Below are 17,663 nucleotides of genomic sequence, written 5' to 3'. Positions count from 1 at the left end.
CTAACTGAAGCTTCAGGATGTAAAGACCTTTGCGAATCCCATTCCATAGGCAAATGCAATTGGGTGCATTTGGGCACGTTGCATGTGCCTAAGAAATGGAAAGTAGCGGAACATTGTCACAGTTCTGAACTACAGAGCCAAGATAGCTTCTGCGATTTCCATGTCGGAAACAGCGGCTTTTGGTTGAGCTGTGCGAACAAGTTCCAAAGCGCGTTGCAGACTTACACCGCGAACTTCACCATCTGTTCCAAGAAAGATAGCAGCGTCGTCTTTAGCGTCCACAAGAACTTTGTACTGCTCGTTAGACATGGCCTTTTTTGTTGTAAGGAAAGGACCAGCTACAGTCCAAATTGGAGCCATCGTAGTAGCCGCCGCAACAGCACCGGCAGCATCTTTACCATCAAGAGCTAAGGCACCAGTTGAAGAAGTAAGAATCGCAGTAAAAATCACCATTTTTTTCGTGAACATAAACACCTCGATTTATTTATCGGCGCATTTATATTCCGCAGCCACTGAGTTATCAATGGCTGCAAAATGAGGATGAATTTATTCATCATTTAATTTGTTCGAAAATGTTCACCCGTGGTGACCGGGCTAGAACTTAAACTCCCCGGCTTGAAGCTCATCAAACCCCTGGAAGGCCTGCTTCAAAGTATCACTAAACACTGTGGAGCGTCCCTCGGCCACATCATAGGTTTTACATGGGACAGAGAACACAACCTTGAAGGCCTTACACTTCACGCGCGTATTGCAGCTGCTATTATTGCAGGAAATTGAAGTTCCCTCGAAGAAGCTCATGTAAGGTTTGGAGCGAAACTCTTCGTTCAAGATAGCTGCCTGGCAGGCTTTGTATTTCGCCTGGGAACGATCTGAAGGACACATCCAATCAGCCAAGGCCTTAGCGAACTCTGTACGAGTGGACGCCGGTGTCGCCGCCGTGTTCGTCGGATAAAGCATCGTCAAGTGAACCAACGCACGTGGGATCTGCGTCGCATCCGGTGCGAAGACCTTATAGAAACCCAAACCACGGCTGAATCTGCCGAAGGAATCATGGTACGGGATATTCACTGGCTTTAAGCGAACACAACGACCGTCAGCGCAGCTAAGATTGTTCTTTGTAAGTTGAGATGTGCTGGATTTCCAGGACAGGTTTGCAGGATAGAATCCCGGATCGTTGTAGTACCAGTTGCCATCGCTTTTTAGATTTTGGAAGTTAGATCCCGCGAAAGAACCAAACACCGGGCGATTCCAAAGCTTCGCAGCCGTAGGCGCCAGGAACCAGGCTGAGTTGCAGGAGTGAATAACTGCAAAGCCATCAGTTCTAATAAAGCGGCCCAACAGAGCAAAGGATTCATCATCATGATCCAGGCGTTTGTATTTGGTTTGCAGACGGAAGCCGTTGTAAGTGTTGGCGTGACCATAAAACTGCAATGAGCTTGCGCGCACACCAAGATTATTTAAAGTTTGTACCAGACGCTCGCCCGTCAGGCCGTCTTTGTCTGCACGACGAAGGGTCAATCCGCCTTTAGTAAGCAGACCACCTTCGTACCCAGCGCTATTGTTAACTGCTGCGATAATCACACGTTGTCTTTGTGGAAAACGATCCCGGGAAATGCGCGCCCCAAGAACTGCCGAGTGAGTGAATTGATTACCTTGATCCCCGCCAAATCCCGCGATGTAAATGTCTGTAGCGACATTGGGATTCAAGCGAGCAGGTTCCGTTGCTACCAGATATGCAGATGCATCCTGAGCGGAAAGAATAAGACCTAGAGACAATACAGAGAAAATCCATTTCGTGAACATAGCTGTAACTCCATTTCTAAAAAGGAGTTTGGCTATAGCACAGTGACTATTTGATGCCAAAGCTCAAGGGTCTTATTAATTTGCAATGTAAAAAGAACTCTATAAATAGAAGCGAAATCCAAGGGATAAGAAGCCACCAGAAAGGTTCAGCTCTCGATTCGACGCGCCATTCATCACTGTTTCACCCGCTGTGACAGGGCCGTTAAATGTCGAGTAGTCCTTAGTGTATTTTAAATGATCCACACGCAACTGACGATAGCCGAACTGAAAAACATAAGTCGTTGAATCCGATAGTATACCTTCGTAACCCAAGCCTGCCGTTAATTCAGTAGCCGATCCTTTGGATTCAATCGCCGTAGCTGCCCCGGGGTAAGCCGCACTCCCCGCCGCTGTCAGAGTGTAGGAGTTGGATAGTTTCACATCCGCGTATCCCACCCCCAAGGAAATAAAAGAACGCGAGACCGGATCTCCCTGAAGATTGAACTCCACGGTGATTCTGGGAGCAAACGCCAACACTTCGCTGTCACCTGTAAATAGCTGCGTGCCGCCTGTGTCTGTTCCAGAAAATCCCTCTACCATGGAGGGCTTGATGATGCCGATACCGAAGGCCACGTTTACGAATTTTCGTGAAAGTAAAAATCCAAATTCGCCACCGTAAGTGTATTTGGATTCACCTGAAACAGAAGTTCCAGTGGCTTCACCGGCATAACCATTCGAGCTTAGTGATGAAGGACCACCCGAAAGAGTGAAATAAGGTGCCATGGAATCACGGGTGATATCCAAAACCTTGGCCTCCGCAGAAGCCACTAACAGAACAAGAATGCTACAAAGGAAATAAAACCTCACCGAGGAGTTACTCCGCCATCAAATCCACGACGACTTTGGAAGTCGTTTTTTTGCCCGCCACCTGATAAACGCGCACTTTCGTATTTGGCTTAAGATCCATAGTCAGATTCAAAGAGCTGTCCAGAGGGTCCATGCTAAGAGCGGTTTTTTTAACTGCGAATGAACTTTTCAAACGATAGTTCAAAGCAACTTCGTTCACCAATGAAGCTGGCATTTGCGAGAACGACAAAATCAATCGTTGTGGATTGTTCTTTAGTTCTGCGTGGAAGTATCCTGGCCAACCTTTGATTTTTTGGCCATTCTTATCGCCTACGTCAAATACCACGCGCTCGACTTTTTTGCTTTTATCCCCAGTTCTGCGCACATCTAAAAGTGTAAAACCACTACCGGCGATACCACCGAAAAGTTCACCTTTTCCTGAAAGAATCTTAGGTCCCGGTTGCACCTTTTTAGATGGAATAGCAGCACTTGCCGGAAGAGCCAAAAGTAGAGACAGCAAACATCCCATGTATTTCATTATCGATTCCTTTCGATAGACAAACTTACATTCCGACTTATCGGAGTGATTACTTCCTAATGCTGCCATTCAAAATCCCGGCTGCCTACTATTTTGCGGCGCGAGGTGCCCAAAAGCGGCATGCTCACTGCAAATTCTGCCATCCAGATCGAATATAAGTGAGTTTCAAGGTGAGACACTGGGGGCACGGGACTTGAATTACAAGGCGGTGTTGAAGTTTTAATTTTTGAAGGAGTTTCCATGAAAAAGCTCTTCGTAGCTCTAATGACATTGATGGTAGTTGCTTGCGGTGACAGTGGCGGCGGCGGTGGCAACGGTGTAGCCACCACTCCTGTTCAAGGTGACACTCGCTGTATTACTTCGAGCACTCTGTGCAATAACGGAGTTTACAGTCAGTACACTGGATGGATGCCATATACGTTTCCAAACGGTGGCGTGAACAATAACTATCTGAATTACTTCCAATCTTATGGAGTTTGCGGTTGTCCACTGGGATACGCTCCGGCCTACAACTCTGTAATGGGTATGGGTTGCTATCGTGTACAAACCGGCTTTAACTGGAATATCTTCTATCAATTCCAGTACAACAACTACTCATCAATGCCTTATGGATTCTACGCTCCACAGTCCGGCTATAACTTCCAACAGGTTTCCAATATCCCTGGTGGTAACGGTGCAAACTGTTCCGGAAACATCGCAACAAGCTGCTTGATGAATCAAGCGAACTCTTGCGGTGCTGGCCAAACTTGCCAGGAAGTTTTGGTAGGTTCTGGTTTGGGTGTTTGCACTACAGGTCAAAACTACAACTGGGGTTACCAACAACCTGGTTACAACTATAACTACAACTACAACCCTGGTTACTATCCATACGGTGGCGCAGGTTTCGGTGTTGGCTTCGGCGTTGGATTCGGTTTCGGTTTCTAATCTTTGATTTAATAAATTCTTAATAAATTAAGAGGAGTGCGGCCTCCTCTCCGGTTTTTACCGGTTATATGCCGCATTATTCATGGGCTCTTAGCGGGAACTACCTCTAAGAGCCCTTTCATATTGAGGCGCAGCAAATGCGTCCCGAAGTATCACCAAAAAGCACCAAATTTTAAATAAAAAACATACCGGCAACTAGAGGCTTTTTTCCTTTATTTTGCGCTATTCTCAAGGGATAACCAGAGGCGTTTTATTAGCTCTCAACCAGGAGTATTCTTATGAGTTCCAACAACCCCTTTTTGATGCCTTTCACTGCCAAAGATCAAGCAGTGCCATTTGATAAAATCAAAGTTGAGCACTACTTGCCCGCTTTGGATGAAGCTGTGAAATTGGCAAAAGCCAATATTGAAAAAATCAAATCCAACACGGCAACTCCGGACTTTGAAAACACGATCTTTGCTTTGGAACAAGCCACTGAATTGGCCGGCGTCATCGCAGGTGTCTATGGCAATCTTGAATCTGCCAACTCTGATGAATCATTTCAGGCTTTGGCCAAAGACATCTATCCAAAATTGACTGCGATGGAATCAGACATCTCTTTGGATGAGGAAATTTTCAAACGCGTAAAACAAGTTTATGACAATCGCAGTTCCATGAAGCTGAACGCAGAACAACTTCGTCTGCTGGAAAAAACTTATCTGGGATTCACCCGCAACGGTGCTTTGTTGTCTGCGGCTGACAAGGAAACTCTTCGTCAAATCGATCAGGAGATGTCGGTACTTGGTCCCAAGTATTCCGAAAATGTTTTGAAGGCGACCAATGCTTTTGAAATGATTTTGGAAGATCACAAAGACGTTGCCGGCATTCCTGAAGGTATTCTGGAAGGTGCGGCAGCAGCAGCGCAGGCTAAGGGCAAAAAAGGCTGGTTGTTCAATCTGCAAATCCCTTCTTATCTGCCATTCATGACTTACGCGAACAACCGTGCTTTGCGCGAGAAAATGGCCAAAGCATATACTTCACGCGCTTTCGGTGGCGAGTTCGACAATCAGGAAATCGTAAAAAAGATTGTAACCCTTCGTGCGAAGCGCGCCAATCTTTTAGGCTTTAAAACTCATGCGGAGTTCGTGTTGGCAGAACGTATGGCGAAAGATCCAAAAACAGTGGGAACTTTCCTGCACAAACTTCTGGATGCTTCCAAAGCAGCAGGACAACGTGACGTTTCTGAAGTTTTTGCCTATGCCGCCCAGTTGGATGCAATTCCTGAATTGAAACCTTGGGACTTCGGTTATTACTCCGAAAAACTGAAAGAGGAAAAGTACGCTTTCAATGAAGAAGATCTGCGCCCTTACTTCAAACTTGAAAACGTAGTTGAAGGTGTGTTCCTGCACGCGAAGCAACTTTACGGTTTGACGTTCAAGGAAAACAAGGACATCCCGGTTTATCATCCGGAAGTGAAAGCTTACGAGATTTTCGACGAAGCTGGAAAATACATGGGCTTGTTCTATACAGACTTCTTCCCGCGCGAAACGAAAAAAGGCGGCGCATGGATGACTCAATACCGTGCCCAAGGGTTGTTTGGTAAAGAATTGAAACGCCCACATATCAGCATCGTGTGTAACTTCACGAAGCCGACTCCAACGAAGCCATCGCTTTTGACTTACGACGAAGTTCGTACTTTGTTCCATGAATTCGGTCATGCTTTGCACGGAATGCTTTCTGATGTGACTTACCAAACTCTTAGCGGCACCAGCGTTTACTGGGATTTCGTAGAGCTACCATCACAAATTATGGAAAACTGGGCTGGTGAAAAAGAAGGTTTGGATTTGTTTGCCCGTCATTACGAGACAAATGAACCAATGCCTGCTGCGCTTATTGAAAAACTAAAAGCCTCCCAAAAATTCCAGGCTGGCTATGCTTCCTGCCGTCAATTGCAATTCGGCATGATGGACATGGCATGGCACACGGCAGATCCGTCTCTGATCACGGATGTGGATGCATTCGAAGAACAGGCCACGGCCGAAACTCGTTTGTTCCCGAAGGTCCCTGGCACTAATAGCTCTTGCAGCTTCAGCCACATCTTTGCAGGCGGTTACTCTGCAGGATATTACTCTTACAAATGGGCCGAGGTTTTGGATGCGGATGCATTTGAATACTTCAAGGAAGAGGGCTTGTTCTCTCCGGAAGTAGCCCGCAAGTTCAAAGAGTTTATCTTGAGCAAGGGCGGCACAGAACATCCTATGGACCTTTACAAGAAATTCCGTGGCCGTGAACCAGATCCAAATGCATTGCTAAGACGTGATGGATTGATTTAATGAAAAAGACCGCGACAAGTACGAAAAGCAAATTGGTTATTCCAGCTAAAAGCAATATCGCTTTGGTCTATCGTCTGGAAACTGACCGCGCCGTAGCGCTGGCAAAAAAGGTGGCCGAGTTTTTAAAAAAACAAGGTCATCAGGTTTTCACGGCTCCAGGACAAAGACTGGTGCCGGGAACGAAGCTGGCGTCGACTAAAAAACAGCTCGACTCATTGTCGTTGGTTATAGTTTTGGGTGGTGATGGCACTTACCTTCGTGCGGTTCGTATACTTGAAGGACGTGATGTTCCTATTTTGGGATTCAACATGGGTTCCCTTGGGTTCCTGACGGCCCACAGTGCAGATGCCACCATGGAAGTCATCGAAGACACTTTGGATGGCCAGATGGAACTTCGCCCCCGTTCGATGATTCACGCTAAAATTCTGCGCAAAGGAAAAGCCAAAGGCGAATTCCACGCACTGAATGATGTGGTCATCGAAAGAGGTTCGATGTCACAGCTGATCCATACGGCAATTTATTCTGACAAACACCTGGTTAGTGAAGTGAAGGCCGATGGTTTCATCGTTGCCAGCCCTTCGGGATCAACGGCGTACAATCTGGCCGCTGGCGGTCCGATTCTGCATCCCGAAGCCCAAGTGTTGGTGGTGACTCCGGTCGCGCCTCACAGCCTGACGTCACGCCCTTTGATTGTGCCCGATAAGAACCGTCTTTCTTTTCAGCTGGACGGGAAAACCCACAAGGCACATTTCATCGTCGACGGACAGAAGGTGGCCGAGATCAATGCCGATGACGAAGTCGTATTGACTCGCTCCCCTTACGATCACTGGATGGTCAGACATCCTGATCACAATTACTTCCATTTACTTCGTGAAAAACTTAAATTCGGAGACCGGACTTAATTATGCTTCTAGAGCTTAAAGTTTCAAATTTTGCGATCATCGAAAACCTGCACATCACTTTCAAGGATGGCTTGAACATTCTTTCCGGTGAAACCGGTGCAGGAAAGTCCGTTCTGCTAAAAAGTTTATCCCTATTGATGGGCGGCAAAGGCTCCAGCGACACCATTCGCACGGGTTCTACGCAAGCTACCATCGAAGGTTCCTTTGATATCAGCAAACGCGCTGACATCATGGCAAACCTTAAGGACATGGGCATCGATGCTGACGAGGACGTTCTGATCGTTCGCCGCGTTTTAAGCTCTGGTGATAAATCCAAGGTTTATCTGAATGGCAGTCTTTCAACTTTAAACAGTCTTCGCGATATCGTGGCTCCGTTGGTGGAACTTGCAGGTCATTCAGCTCCGTTGATCGAAATGACAGGCCAGCACGAAAACCGCAACCTGATGTCCAAGGCTTACCATCTGGATTTGCTGGATCAGTATGCGGGCACTTGGGATAAGCGTCTGTTGTTCACGGAAAAGTACAACCGCTACTACGGTATCTTTGAAGAGATCAAAAAATTGGAAAGCGATGCCAAACAAAAAGCGCAACGCCTTGATTTCTTGATCTATCAGCGTGACGAAATTGCAAATCTGGATTTATCCCCGGGTGAAGACATCGAGCTTGAGACTGAAGTTAAAAAGCTTAAGAACGCCAACCGCATTGGCTCCTTCGTGGATCAGGCGGAATCGGCACTTTACACGGACGATGACTCTGCCATCAGCCGTTTGAAATTAGTTATGAAAAAAGGCCAGGAACTTGCCAGCGTGGATCCGCAAATCGGTACCAAGCTGGAATTATTGGAACAAGCCCAGGCTTTGATCGACGAAAGCGTTTACGAGCTTCGCAATTACGCCAATAAGATCGACGCCGATCCACAACGCCTGGAAGAAGTCGAAGGCCGCTTAAGTGACCTGCGCAAATTGCAGAAAAAATACGGTGCTTCTGTTAACGATATCCTTAAGGCTTTGATGGAGATGGAAATTGAAATCTCCAATCTGCAAAACTCGGATGCGAAAATTGAAACTCTTCGCAAAGAATCTGCTGTGTTGCTGAAAGAGCTGGAAGTATTGGGCCAGGAGTTGCATAAACGCCGCCTAAAAGGTTCTGAACTTTTAGCTGATAATGTGAATTCCGAACTTTTGGATTTGAACATGAAGGGTGTCACTTTCCATGTGCAAATTGAAAAGATGACGGACTTAAGCTCCACAGGCTTGAGCGATGTTGAATTCCTAAGCCAAACCTCGGCAAAAGACGTTAAACGTCCACTGGCGAAGTTTGCCTCGGGCGGAGAGTTGAGTCGTATCCTGTTGTCTTTGAAACGCGTTGTTGGCTCCACCAATCAACCCCGCACCTATCTGTTCGACGAGGTCGATACCGGTGTGTCAGGTGAAACGGCTGAAAAAGTGGGTCGCAAACTTAAGACCATTGCAAAAGGTCAGCAGGTTATCTGCGTGACTCACTTGCCACAAGTGGCAGCGTTTGGCGACACACACTTCTTTATCCAAAAATCACCGCAGAAAGAATCTGTGGCGATGCTGGTTTCAGAGCTTAAGCAAAAGGATCGCGTTCAGGAAATCGCCCGCTTGATCAGTGGCGAGAAAATTTCCAAAACGTCGGTCGCCCATGCTGAACAGCTTTTGGTTGAAGCCCGCTAAAAGTACCCTGTGAATATACACACCACTTAAGGTGTCCAAGCCTGTTGCCTCCTTTTAGAATATAAGTACTCGAAGGAGGCATAGCTATGATTCTAGTGATGGGTGCAACCGGACATGTGGGTTCGAAAGTCGCCATGGAACTTCTCTCCCAAGGACATGAAGTTCGCCTCCTGGCGCGACACTTCCCTGACCCTGATCAATTTGCTGGCGCGGATATCGTGACCGGTGACGCCAACAGCGTCGATACGATGATGCATGCCCTTGAGGGATGTTCGGCCGCCTTTCTTATGACTCCCCCGGATATCAAAGCGGATGAGCCCCGTTATCACGCTAACAAAATCGGTGAGGTGATCGCCGAAGCCGTCGAAGAAAGCGGGATCAAACACGTTGTTCATCTAAGCAGTGTCGGTGCGGATTTGGAAAGTGGAACCGGTCCGGTGCTGGCTTTGCATGATCAGGAAGAGCGCCTTAACAATATTCGCGCTTTGAATATCGTTCATTTACGCCCCACTTATTACATGGAAAATCTGATTCAGGAAATTCCCAGTATCCTGGCTATGGACAAAATATTTGGAATTATTCCAGAAGATGCTCCAATTGATATGGTGGCAACCAAAGACGTGGCGGCCCGGGCGGCTTTTCTATTGGCAAACCCTCAATTCCGCTCTCATAACGTTGAGTATCTTTTGGGTGAACGCACACTGACCTATCGGGAAATTGCCCGGGTGTTGGGGCAATCGATTGGCAAGCCTACTTTGGAATATGCCGAAGTTCCGGATACGGAATTACGCAACTATATGATTGGCGCTGGGATGTCCGAAAACATGGCGAATGAACTTATTGAACTGGACCATGCAGCCAGTAACGGCATTATTGCAGCCACATACAGCAGGGACAAAAACAACTCGACCGTAACTTCCATCGAGCGTTTTGCCCGGTCCGCATTCCTGCACGCCTACAATCAGGCTGTGGCAGCCCAGAAGTCGCGTCGATCCAGTGGTTCTTTCGAAGCACACCCTTAGTTTACGAATGCCTCGTCCCGTATTGATACATTGAATTCCCATTTCGTTTTCATTCAGAATCTTATCCAAAATCCGATAAGTTTCTGAATGACGAAGTGGGCTTTATTTTCCGGCATTTTATTTTTCAGCGTGATGGGTATTGCATCAGAGGATTTCTCCAACGATCAACCGACACATACCTGTGCAATCAGCACTGTTCATTTTATGCCGAGCACACTTTTCGCTGGTCCGTTGGAGTGGTGGTCTGTCGCACCTTCACAAGTTGCAACGGCACCATGTAAAATCCAGCGTCCCCCCAGTGATTCAGAAATGCTGGCTGAACTTCAGCCCTCCAGCCTGAAGAAGAAATCAGAGACCCTGTACGGTATTAAATTTAAAGATGAAGATCCGGAACTCTTACAACTCTTCCGCGATCTGCATTCGATGGATATCTCCCTTAGCGGGGCCGCCCCACTGACTTTGAAATCTCACTGCGACAAAGTCGTGTGTTCGACGCAGTCGATTTATGGCCCGCGCGTGGGTATTCAGCTTTTATACATGTTAAAACATTTTGGCTTCAACGGATCGCATCTGCGCGCTGCAAACGCCTCTCCATGGACCAGTGATGAACTTGATGACGTGTTGGCAGCCCTGTCGGACTATCCCATTGAGTTGTACCCGCTGGACTACAATCGCAAACTTATTCATGGCAAACGCGGCAGCCGAGTGAAACTTCCAGAGGGTGAAAGCGTTGCCAACTCCACAATGGAAATTTTTGATTACTGGAACAACCTGACTTTGCCAGAGCGACAGCAAACTTTGCTGCATGAACTGGGTCACGTGGTTGCCCGAAAAAAAAATCTGGATGAATCACCCGAATGGCTTAAAGTGGGCGGCTGGGCAGTCAGAGATGCAAATAAATCCAACAGAACGTACAGCCTGGTCGATCCGTCAAAAGCGGTGTCCTTATATGGCAAAACCAATCCCCACGAAGACTTTGCAGAAAGTGTCGTCGCATTTCGCTTTGGGGGCTCCCGCCTAAAAACCGAGCAACCATTGAAGTACGATCTGCTGAAAGAACGGGTTTTTGACGGTAAGGAATACCTTTCTTCGTCAGCTTGTTTGGCATCGAAGTCCCGCACTGAAACCAAAAAGGTTGCCAATAATGTTTTATATAACGGAGCTTTGGCAAAAGCGAAAAAGAACGCCGACAAACTGGACAGTCGCTTTATCGAAGACGCGCAACAAGCCTGCCTGGATACGCTATTAAAAGTAATGATAGGCGAAACTGGCAGCGTGGAAAATTGTACCAGCCGCGCGCTACAAAGACTGCAGCTTAAAAAAGCCAGTAAGGGAAAGAAACTTGTTGGTGAGCTTTTAACTGACGCCCAGCTAAATGCCATCTCTTTTAAAGATGGTACGGAAGCTGATTTCAGTATGCGTGTTCGCACTAAATTCTCAAGTGAAGCTGCCAAATCGTTCACTTCCGATTTTCGGGAATCATTGAACAGAGGCACTTGTTCGGCATGGGCAAAATCAGCACAAATGCTTTTTACCTCTAGCCCTTTGCTGTCTGAATTAAAATCCCAGGACCCACAATATTTCTTCAGAAGTCGCCGCTATGAAAAAATGGAGAATTTTTTCGATCGGGCCTGCCAGACCGCACGTCAAAATGCCGGAAGACTTGAAACCGGGATACTTCAAAACCTGCCCTGATTCCCAATGGAACTAAAAGGTCCAGTACGGGAACAATTTGCCGGGTCTGGAATTGAGCGCGTTTCCTCCCCTTAGATAGACGAAATTTTCAATAAATTTTAAACTGTAATCTATGAAGAAGACGTTTTTAATTATCGGTTTGATCCTTTCAGCTCAAGCTCATGCCCAGAAACAAAATTCATGCAACAATCTGGCGGCTTCAACATGCTCGTCTTTGGGAGCCAGCGACGGCACCACGGTGGGAACGGTCAAAGACAGCCCGTCTAGCTTCACAGAAAAGCTAAAGAAGGACACTTTCCCTTCGGTACAAAAAGCTATTGTTAAAAAGGTATCCTCGCTGCCGCTTGATGAAAGCACACGGACAGCCATCATCGCCAAAATAAACGGTATGAAATTTTCCACTTCCTGTGAGGATCTGAGTGCAAGTCTGGACCCTGCGTTGTGGCCTAACTCATTCTTCTCTCCTACTGAAAACACGTTCTATCTTTGTAAAGCCAAGCCGGGAATGTCAGAGTTCGCTGCTGCAAAAATGATCTCTGAAGAGTTGTCTGCGACGATCAATCCCTGCGGCATTGACAGTATCATTCGCCGTCCCAAAGAAAGAACACTCGAGCAAAGTGAAACCGCCTACCCAATCAAGGGTGTTATTTCCTGCCTAAGATCAGAAAAATCTGTCGGCGCAAAACGGAATAACTCGTCCTCATTTCAGGATGTGGGATTTTGCATGAACGATCAGATCACCCGCTCATTTACCGATTGGATGACTACTGAAGTGGTGACGGACTATATCTCCCAAAAATATAAAGATCTGACTCAATCACAATGGCGCCAGGGTATTGCTAACTCCTATCGCGACGAATGCTCCGTGGGCCGACCTGATGATGGTTTCACAGAAGACCCTGAGTTTGAAGTTCGCATAAACGGCATTGTCGGAGCGAATCCTGCTTTACGCAAAAAAATCGGCTGCTACGATTCCAGCCAATATCTTTACTGTGATGCCAGCAATCCGGATGCTATGGCCAAGGCCGTGGGAGCTCCAAAAGCTGCACCTTCGGGATTGCCAAACTCTGGACCTGCTGACTCGAAAGGAGCAGTTCAATAATGAAATACATTATCGCACTTCTTCTTATTCTTCCGGCTCTCGCATGGTCTGCACCACAAAAGCAGGGCGTGCAAAGAAGAGCAGCCAACCCCAAGGCCTCCCCTAAGAAGTCAGCCGGCTTTAACGGGTTCCGTATGGTTGTTGTTTTCGGCAATCAGAAGAACTATTTCACGGTCTGGCAGGATGCCCGCGGAAAATTCTATGCCTTTAGCAAAGGCGGCTCGCCGACTATCGGCAGTCTGTCTGATCCGAATTACCACTTCCTGACTACACAAAGTCGACAGATCGCTTCCCTAAAAGGTGCCAGCATCAACAGCTGCCCGCGCGCGAACATGCAACTCTACCATGGCAATCGCTATGTTCAGGGAACTTGTATTGGATTAAAAAATCAAACAGCGATGAGCATGACCCAGCTGGCAAACATGCTAGCCACCATGCAATAAGAAAAGGTGCCAGCACCGGGCACCATTTACGCGAATTTGAACCAGACGTAGAATACGGCGATGGATCCTAGGAATGAGAAGAAGTACAAGTTCCAGTAGCTCCAGCGGCGCCAGAATTTCAAAATAAGCCACACCACTGCATAGACCAGCGTAGGTACCAGATACACTTTGTATGGATCGGTGCTTGCCGTATGTTCCATACCCACAAACATTTTTCCAGTGTAGCGACTGTAAAGAGCGATCAAATTGAATGGATTGAGTGCGATCAGAATCAAAGTCCAAAGGAATTGCATGACGTCAGTCTACTCTGCGCTTGCTGGGTCCCGCAATCTTAACTCCGATATAGGACGAAACCAGGACTCCCAGTGCATACATCAGTGCCGTCGAATCCACAGCATCAATCACACTCCAGAAGAACATGAAACCACAATAACAGCTGATCAGAAACGCTGTTATCATGATCCATTTTTCAAGTTCACTGGGACGATTGCGTGGAGGCATGATGTGAGTATAAATCAATTCATCCACATTTAGAAACACATACATGTTTATACTGGACCAGATAGCTATCTGGAAATTGCCTTCAAAAGTGAGCAGGGATTTTTGACTGAGGGGAATGCGGCTTTATAGGAATCTTTAGTGAGCTGCTGCAAATTCTGATCGAGCACGATTTTTAATGGCTCCACTTGTGCTTCTATACCCGGTTCCACCTTCACGGATGTTATAAAGCTATCATACACTTCACAGGTGACCCGCGTAGCACAACCCTGAATAGCTTTGCTTAACAGAGGCATGTCGGACTTGGTAAGAACCTGGCGGCTCCAACTTTTTTTTGCATTGTCTTTGGCTTTTTGCAGTTTAGCTTCAAGACCATCGGATTTGATTTTGCACTTCACTATGTCAGGATTGAACGGTTCGTTGATGGCGACGCGTGAAACGATGATGATCTGCTTTAAACTATCCAACTCACGAAGTGGCATTTTAGCTTCAGCGACAAGTGGCAGAATCAAAGTGATGTATAACAAGAAAACTTTCAAGTTGCAGCTCCGGTTACAACTTCATTGTCTCCGATAAATTCGGTCCTCACAAAGGGAAAAAAAAGACAGGGGGATTTTTTCGATCCCCCTGTCCAAAATATTTACATTAACTGGCGAACTACATCAGCTTTCTAAGCACGTATTGCAGAATGCCACCATTTTTCAGGTACTCGATTTCAACCGCTGTATCGACCCGGGATTTCACTTTGATCTCCTCGGTCTTTCCATCTGCGCGGGTGATTCTAACAGTGATATCCTGCTGGGGCTTCATCGTTTCCACCCCTACAACATCCAGTACTTCTGTGCCATCCAGTTTCAAGGTTTTACGATCCATTCCCGGATGGAACTGCAATGGCAGAACTCCCATCCCCACAAGATTGGACCGGTGAATACGCTCGAAGCTTTCCGCAATGACTGCGCGAATTCCCAGAAGCTTCGTCCCCTTCGCCGCCCAGTCACGTGAAGAGCCTGTCCCGTATTCTTTGCCGGCCACAACCACCAACGGAGTTTGTTCAGCCTGATACTTCATTGAAGCATCAAATATCGACATCTGCTCACCGGATGGAATGTATTTGGTCATTCCACCTTCGACTCCATTAAGCATTTCATTCTTAATGCGGATGTTGGCAAACGTACCACGCACCATCACGTCATCATTTCCGCGACGTGAGCCGTAGGAATTGAAATCCACTGGTTGCACACCTTTGCTCATCAAGAACTTACCTGCTGGAGAATCTTTCTTAATACTGCCCGCCGGGGAAATATGATCTGTCGTGATCGAGTCACCCAGAATCGCCAGAACACGGGCCCCTTTTACGTCAGACATCTTGCCAGAGGATTTTTGCATGCCTTTAAAGTAAGGCGGATTCTTGATGTAAGTGCTTTCATCCCAAGTGTACGTCTGCGAACTTGCGGTCTGGATTTTTTGCCAGTCCGTAGTACCCGCGAACACGTTGCCATAACGATTGTTGAACATTTTTGTTTCAACCGTGTTGTTAACGATGTCATAGATCTCTTTATTGGTTGGCCAGATATCATCCAGATAAACCGGCTTACCGTTCGCATCCTCACCCAGTGGATCTTGCGATAAATCCAACTGCATGGTTCCCGCCAAAGCATAAGCAACAACCAGCATCGGAGAAGCCAGATAATTCGCTTTGACGTGCGGATTGATACGACCTTCGAAATTGCGGTTACCTGAAAGAACTGAAGCCACAACCAGATTTCCTTTTTCAACTGCGTGAGCAATTGGTTCTGGCAATGGACCAGAGTTTCCGATGCAAGTCGTGCAACCATAGCCCACAAGGTTGAACCCCATGTGATCCAGATATTTTTGCAAACCAGAATTTTCAAGATAGTCTGTCACCACTTGTGAACCCGGCGCCAATGAAGTTTTCACCCACGGTTTTACTTTCAGACCTTTCTCAAAGGCCTTCTTTGCAACCAAACCGGCCCCCATCATCACTGAAGGGTTAGAGGTATTGGTACAACTCGTAATTGCCGCGATCACCACGTCTCCATGCCCAAGTGCATACTTCGCACCGTCAACCGGCGTGCTGAACTTTTCCTTGGTGGAATGAGACTCGCCCACTGCAAATGTCGTGGTCAATTGTGTGGTGAAATCGCTGGCTGCTTTATCCAGCAACACGCGATCCTGTGGACGCTTTGGTCCCGCAAGCGACGGAACCACATCAGAAAGATTCAATTTCAATGTGTCATTGAATGCAAAGTGCTCATCATCAGATGTACGCCACATTCCAGTTTCTTTGGCATAAGCTTCCACCAAAGCGATCGTCTGTGGATCGCGCCCGGAAATACGCAGATACTTCATTGTCTCTTCATCGATTGGAAAGAAGCCACAAGTCGCTCCGTATTCCGGTGCCATATTAGCGATAGTTGCTCGGTCAGCCAAAGATAAGCCTTCCAATCCAGGTCCATAGAACTCTACGAATTTTCCGACGACGCCTTTTTTGCGCAGCATCTGTGTGACGGTCAAAACCAGATCCGTCGCTGTCGCGCCCTCTTTCAGTTTTCCTTCAAGACGGAAACCAATCACTTCGGGAATCAACATGCTTAGCGGTTGTCCCAGCATCACAGCTTCGGCTTCAATACCGCCGACACCCCAGCCCAAGGCCGCCAAACCATTCACCATCGTGGTGTGTGAATCCGTTCCAACCAATGTGTCCGGGAAAGCATACTCTCCGTGCTGGCCTTTGGCGTCCCAGACAGTTTTGCCCAGGTATTCCAAGTTAACTTGATGGCAGATCCCCGTTCCCGGTGGCACGACTCGGAAATTCTGAAATGCACCCTGCCCCCATTTTAGGAAAACATAGCGCTCATGATTGCGCTGAAATTCCATGTTTACGTTTTCCTGAAAACTTGAAGGCGTCGCAAAGGAGTCCACCATCACCGAGTGATCGATGACCAGATCCACGGGAACCAGAGGATTGATTTTCGTGGGATCGCCGCCCAGGGATTTCATCGCATCCCGCATGGCTGCCAAATCCACGACTGCCGGAACGCCGGTAAAGTCCTGCATCAACACGCGTGCCGGAAAAAATGAAATCTCGCGAGTCAGGGATTCTTTGCTTAGACTTAAAAGTGCATCAATGTCTTCTTTAGTAACATGCACGCCGTCTTCGTGGCGCAGAAGATTTTCCAGAAGAACTTTTAAAGAGTTTGGAAGTTTTTTGAAGTTCGGGTGCGAAGTTTTCTTCGGATTGAAGATGGTGTATTCTTTCGCACCGACTTTAAGTTTGTCTTTTGTTTTGAAGCTGTCTTTTGATTGTACCAACATGAGGGGATCCTCCCTCCTAATTCCACTCCCCGCGAAGGATTTTATCAAGCCAAAAGGCGCCGATCTGGGTTTTCACATCGGTTACTTTACCCTGCTGAATAAGTGTCATAAGTTCCTTCGGCGCGACCTCGATTACTTCCAAAAATTCACCCTGATCCAGACGCTGCTCGGTGCGACTCAAGTCCATTGCCAGATACAGATCAATCTGCTCATTGGAGTATCCAATGACAGGATGAATCTCGGTCAACAGCTTCCATTCATTGGCAAGATAGCCGGTTTCTTCGGCCAGTTCGCGTTTTGCCGTAACCAGGCTGTCTTCGCCGCGATCCCGCTTTCCAGCAGGAAACTCCAGCATCACCTGTTTAACAGCGTGACGGTACTGATGAACCATAACGACATTTCCATTTGGCAGAATAGGAATCATCATTGCGGCTCCTGGGTGCAGAATATACTCGCGGTAATATACTTTACCGTCTGGACCCTGCACCTCGTCCTGCTCAACTTTTAAATAACGACCTTTAAAGATCTGTTGCGAGGATAGTGTTTTCTCTTCTAAATGCTTCATA

At 47.2% G+C, this 17,663-nt stretch carries 16 protein-coding genes and 1 pseudogene; 8 read left to right on the top strand and 9 right to left on the bottom strand.

The annotated features are described in order from the left end of the window. Positions 1-129: 129 nt before the first annotated feature. The 4 genes from ACLVWU_RS03195 to ACLVWU_RS03180 form a co-directional block, all read right to left on the bottom strand. Positions 130-468, bottom strand: a complete 339-nt coding sequence (locus ACLVWU_RS03195; protein WP_413577259.1) for a DUF2388 domain-containing protein — start codon at positions 466-468, stop codon at positions 130-132. 126 nt (positions 469-594) lie between these two features. Beyond that, a complete protein-coding gene (locus ACLVWU_RS03190) occupies positions 595-1,803 on the bottom strand; it encodes a hypothetical protein (RefSeq protein WP_413577258.1) in 1,209 nt (402 codons plus the stop codon). Positions 1,804-1,902: 99 nt separating this feature from the next. Next, entirely contained in the window at positions 1,903-2,649 is a 747-nt protein-coding gene (locus tag ACLVWU_RS03185) for a hypothetical protein (protein ID WP_413577257.1), read from the bottom strand. Between the two features lie 7 nt (positions 2,650-2,656). Then, entirely contained in the window at positions 2,657-3,166 is a 510-nt protein-coding gene (locus ACLVWU_RS03180; protein WP_413577256.1) for a hypothetical protein, read from the bottom strand. Positions 3,167-3,406: 240 nt separating this feature from the next. Here ACLVWU_RS03180 and ACLVWU_RS03175 point away from each other — a divergent pair, with 240 nt between their 5' ends. The 8 genes and pseudogenes from ACLVWU_RS03175 to ACLVWU_RS03140 all read left to right on the top strand — a co-directional run bounded on the left by ACLVWU_RS03175 (position 3,407) and on the right by ACLVWU_RS03140 (position 13,263). Beyond that, entirely contained in the window at positions 3,407-4,090 is a 684-nt protein-coding gene (locus ACLVWU_RS03175; protein WP_413577255.1) for a hypothetical protein, read from the top strand. 278 nt (positions 4,091-4,368) lie between these two features. Further along, positions 4,369-6,402, top strand: coding sequence for a M3 family metallopeptidase (locus ACLVWU_RS03170; protein WP_413577254.1), 2,034 nt, complete (start codon positions 4,369-4,371; stop codon positions 6,400-6,402). Further along, positions 6,402-7,304 carry an NAD(+)/NADH kinase gene (locus ACLVWU_RS03165; RefSeq protein ID WP_413577252.1) on the top strand — a complete coding sequence of 301 codons (903 nt, stop codon included), beginning with the start codon at positions 6,402-6,404 and terminating at the stop codon, positions 7,302-7,304. Before ACLVWU_RS03170 ends, ACLVWU_RS03165 begins: the two co-directional genes overlap by 1 nt. Before the next feature lie 2 nt (positions 7,305-7,306). After that, positions 7,307-9,001 (top strand): DNA repair protein RecN, encoded by a 1,695-nt coding sequence (recN, locus tag ACLVWU_RS03160; protein WP_413577250.1) that lies wholly within the window; start codon positions 7,307-7,309, stop codon positions 8,999-9,001. Positions 9,002-9,087: 86 nt separating this feature from the next. After that, a pseudogene (locus ACLVWU_RS03155) lies at positions 9,088-9,741 on the top strand (NmrA family NAD(P)-binding protein); the annotation flags it as partial. Positions 9,742-10,110: 369 nt separating this feature from the next. Beyond that, the gene (locus ACLVWU_RS03150; protein WP_413577249.1) at positions 10,111-11,718 is read left to right on the top strand and encodes a hypothetical protein; all 1,608 of its coding nucleotides are present in this window, start codon (positions 10,111-10,113) and stop codon (positions 11,716-11,718) included. Positions 11,719-11,830: 112 nt separating this feature from the next. Continuing rightward, positions 11,831-12,820 carry a hypothetical protein gene (locus tag ACLVWU_RS03145; RefSeq protein ID WP_413577247.1) on the top strand — a complete coding sequence of 330 codons (990 nt, stop codon included), beginning with the start codon at positions 11,831-11,833 and terminating at the stop codon, positions 12,818-12,820. After that, positions 12,820-13,263 carry a hypothetical protein gene (locus tag ACLVWU_RS03140; RefSeq protein ID WP_413577245.1) on the top strand — a complete coding sequence of 148 codons (444 nt, stop codon included), beginning with the start codon at positions 12,820-12,822 and terminating at the stop codon, positions 13,261-13,263. The genes ACLVWU_RS03145 and ACLVWU_RS03140 overlap by 1 nt, the downstream gene beginning before the upstream one ends. Before the next feature lie 26 nt (positions 13,264-13,289). Here ACLVWU_RS03140 and ACLVWU_RS03135 read toward each other — a convergent pair whose 3' ends face one another. The 5 genes from ACLVWU_RS03135 to ACLVWU_RS03115 all read right to left on the bottom strand — a co-directional run bounded on the left by ACLVWU_RS03135 (position 13,290) and on the right by ACLVWU_RS03115 (position 17,662). Then, positions 13,290-13,556: a hypothetical protein gene (locus ACLVWU_RS03135; RefSeq protein ID WP_413577243.1), complete on the bottom strand. Its 267-nt coding sequence runs from the start codon at positions 13,554-13,556 to the stop codon at positions 13,290-13,292. A gap of 4 nt (positions 13,557-13,560) precedes the next feature. Beyond that, complete coding sequence (locus tag ACLVWU_RS03130; RefSeq protein WP_413577241.1) at positions 13,561-13,809, bottom strand: hypothetical protein; 249 nt, start codon at positions 13,807-13,809, stop codon at positions 13,561-13,563. A 20-nt stretch (positions 13,810-13,829) separates the two neighbouring features. Beyond that, on the bottom strand, positions 13,830-14,300 hold the full coding sequence (locus tag ACLVWU_RS03125; RefSeq protein WP_413577240.1) for a hypothetical protein: 471 nt from the start codon (positions 14,298-14,300) through the stop codon (positions 13,830-13,832). A gap of 118 nt (positions 14,301-14,418) precedes the next feature. Continuing rightward, complete coding sequence (acnA, locus tag ACLVWU_RS03120; protein WP_413577239.1) at positions 14,419-17,097, bottom strand: aconitate hydratase AcnA; 2,679 nt, start codon at positions 17,095-17,097, stop codon at positions 14,419-14,421. A gap of 16 nt (positions 17,098-17,113) precedes the next feature. After that, positions 17,114-17,662 carry an NUDIX domain-containing protein gene (locus ACLVWU_RS03115; protein ID WP_413577238.1) on the bottom strand — a complete coding sequence of 183 codons (549 nt, stop codon included), beginning with the start codon at positions 17,660-17,662 and terminating at the stop codon, positions 17,114-17,116. Position 17,663 lies beyond the last annotated feature (1 nt).

Source organism: Bdellovibrio sp. HCB290 (genome assembly GCF_047305925.1).
Lineage (GTDB): Bacteria > Bdellovibrionota > Bdellovibrionia > Bdellovibrionales > Bdellovibrionaceae > Bdellovibrio.
This window is presented reverse-complemented; position numbering and strand designations above follow the sequence as displayed.

What these genes read in the sequence shown, in the direction of transcription:
- ACLVWU_RS03195 (WP_413577259.1), bottom strand. Translation starts at nt 468, where the DNA reads ATGTTCACGAAAAAAATGGTGATTTTTACTGCGATTCTTACTTCTTCA.
- ACLVWU_RS03190 (WP_413577258.1), bottom strand. Translation starts at nt 1,803, where the DNA reads ATGTTCACGAAATGGATTTTCTCTGTATTGTCTCTAGGTCTTATTCTT.
- ACLVWU_RS03180 (WP_413577256.1), bottom strand. Translation starts at nt 3,166, where the DNA reads ATGAAATACATGGGATGTTTGCTGTCTCTACTTTTGGCTCTTCCGGCA.
- ACLVWU_RS03175 (WP_413577255.1), top strand. Translation starts at nt 3,407, where the DNA reads ATGAAAAAGCTCTTCGTAGCTCTAATGACATTGATGGTAGTTGCTTGC.
- ACLVWU_RS03170 (WP_413577254.1), top strand. Translation starts at nt 4,369, where the DNA reads ATGAGTTCCAACAACCCCTTTTTGATGCCTTTCACTGCCAAAGATCAA.
- ACLVWU_RS03165 (WP_413577252.1), top strand. Translation starts at nt 6,402, where the DNA reads ATGAAAAAGACCGCGACAAGTACGAAAAGCAAATTGGTTATTCCAGCT.
- recN (WP_413577250.1), top strand. Translation starts at nt 7,307, where the DNA reads ATGCTTCTAGAGCTTAAAGTTTCAAATTTTGCGATCATCGAAAACCTG.
- ACLVWU_RS03150 (WP_413577249.1), top strand. Translation starts at nt 10,111, where the DNA reads ATGACGAAGTGGGCTTTATTTTCCGGCATTTTATTTTTCAGCGTGATG.
- ACLVWU_RS03145 (WP_413577247.1), top strand. Translation starts at nt 11,831, where the DNA reads ATGAAGAAGACGTTTTTAATTATCGGTTTGATCCTTTCAGCTCAAGCT.
- ACLVWU_RS03140 (WP_413577245.1), top strand. Translation starts at nt 12,820, where the DNA reads ATGAAATACATTATCGCACTTCTTCTTATTCTTCCGGCTCTCGCATGG.
- ACLVWU_RS03135 (WP_413577243.1), bottom strand. Translation starts at nt 13,556, where the DNA reads ATGCAATTCCTTTGGACTTTGATTCTGATCGCACTCAATCCATTCAAT.
- ACLVWU_RS03130 (WP_413577241.1), bottom strand. Translation starts at nt 13,809, where the DNA reads ATGTATGTGTTTCTAAATGTGGATGAATTGATTTATACTCACATCATG.
- acnA (WP_413577239.1), bottom strand. Translation starts at nt 17,097, where the DNA reads ATGTTGGTACAATCAAAAGACAGCTTCAAAACAAAAGACAAACTTAAA.
- ACLVWU_RS03115 (WP_413577238.1), bottom strand. Translation starts at nt 17,662, where the DNA reads ATGAAGCATTTAGAAGAGAAAACACTATCCTCGCAACAGATCTTTAAA.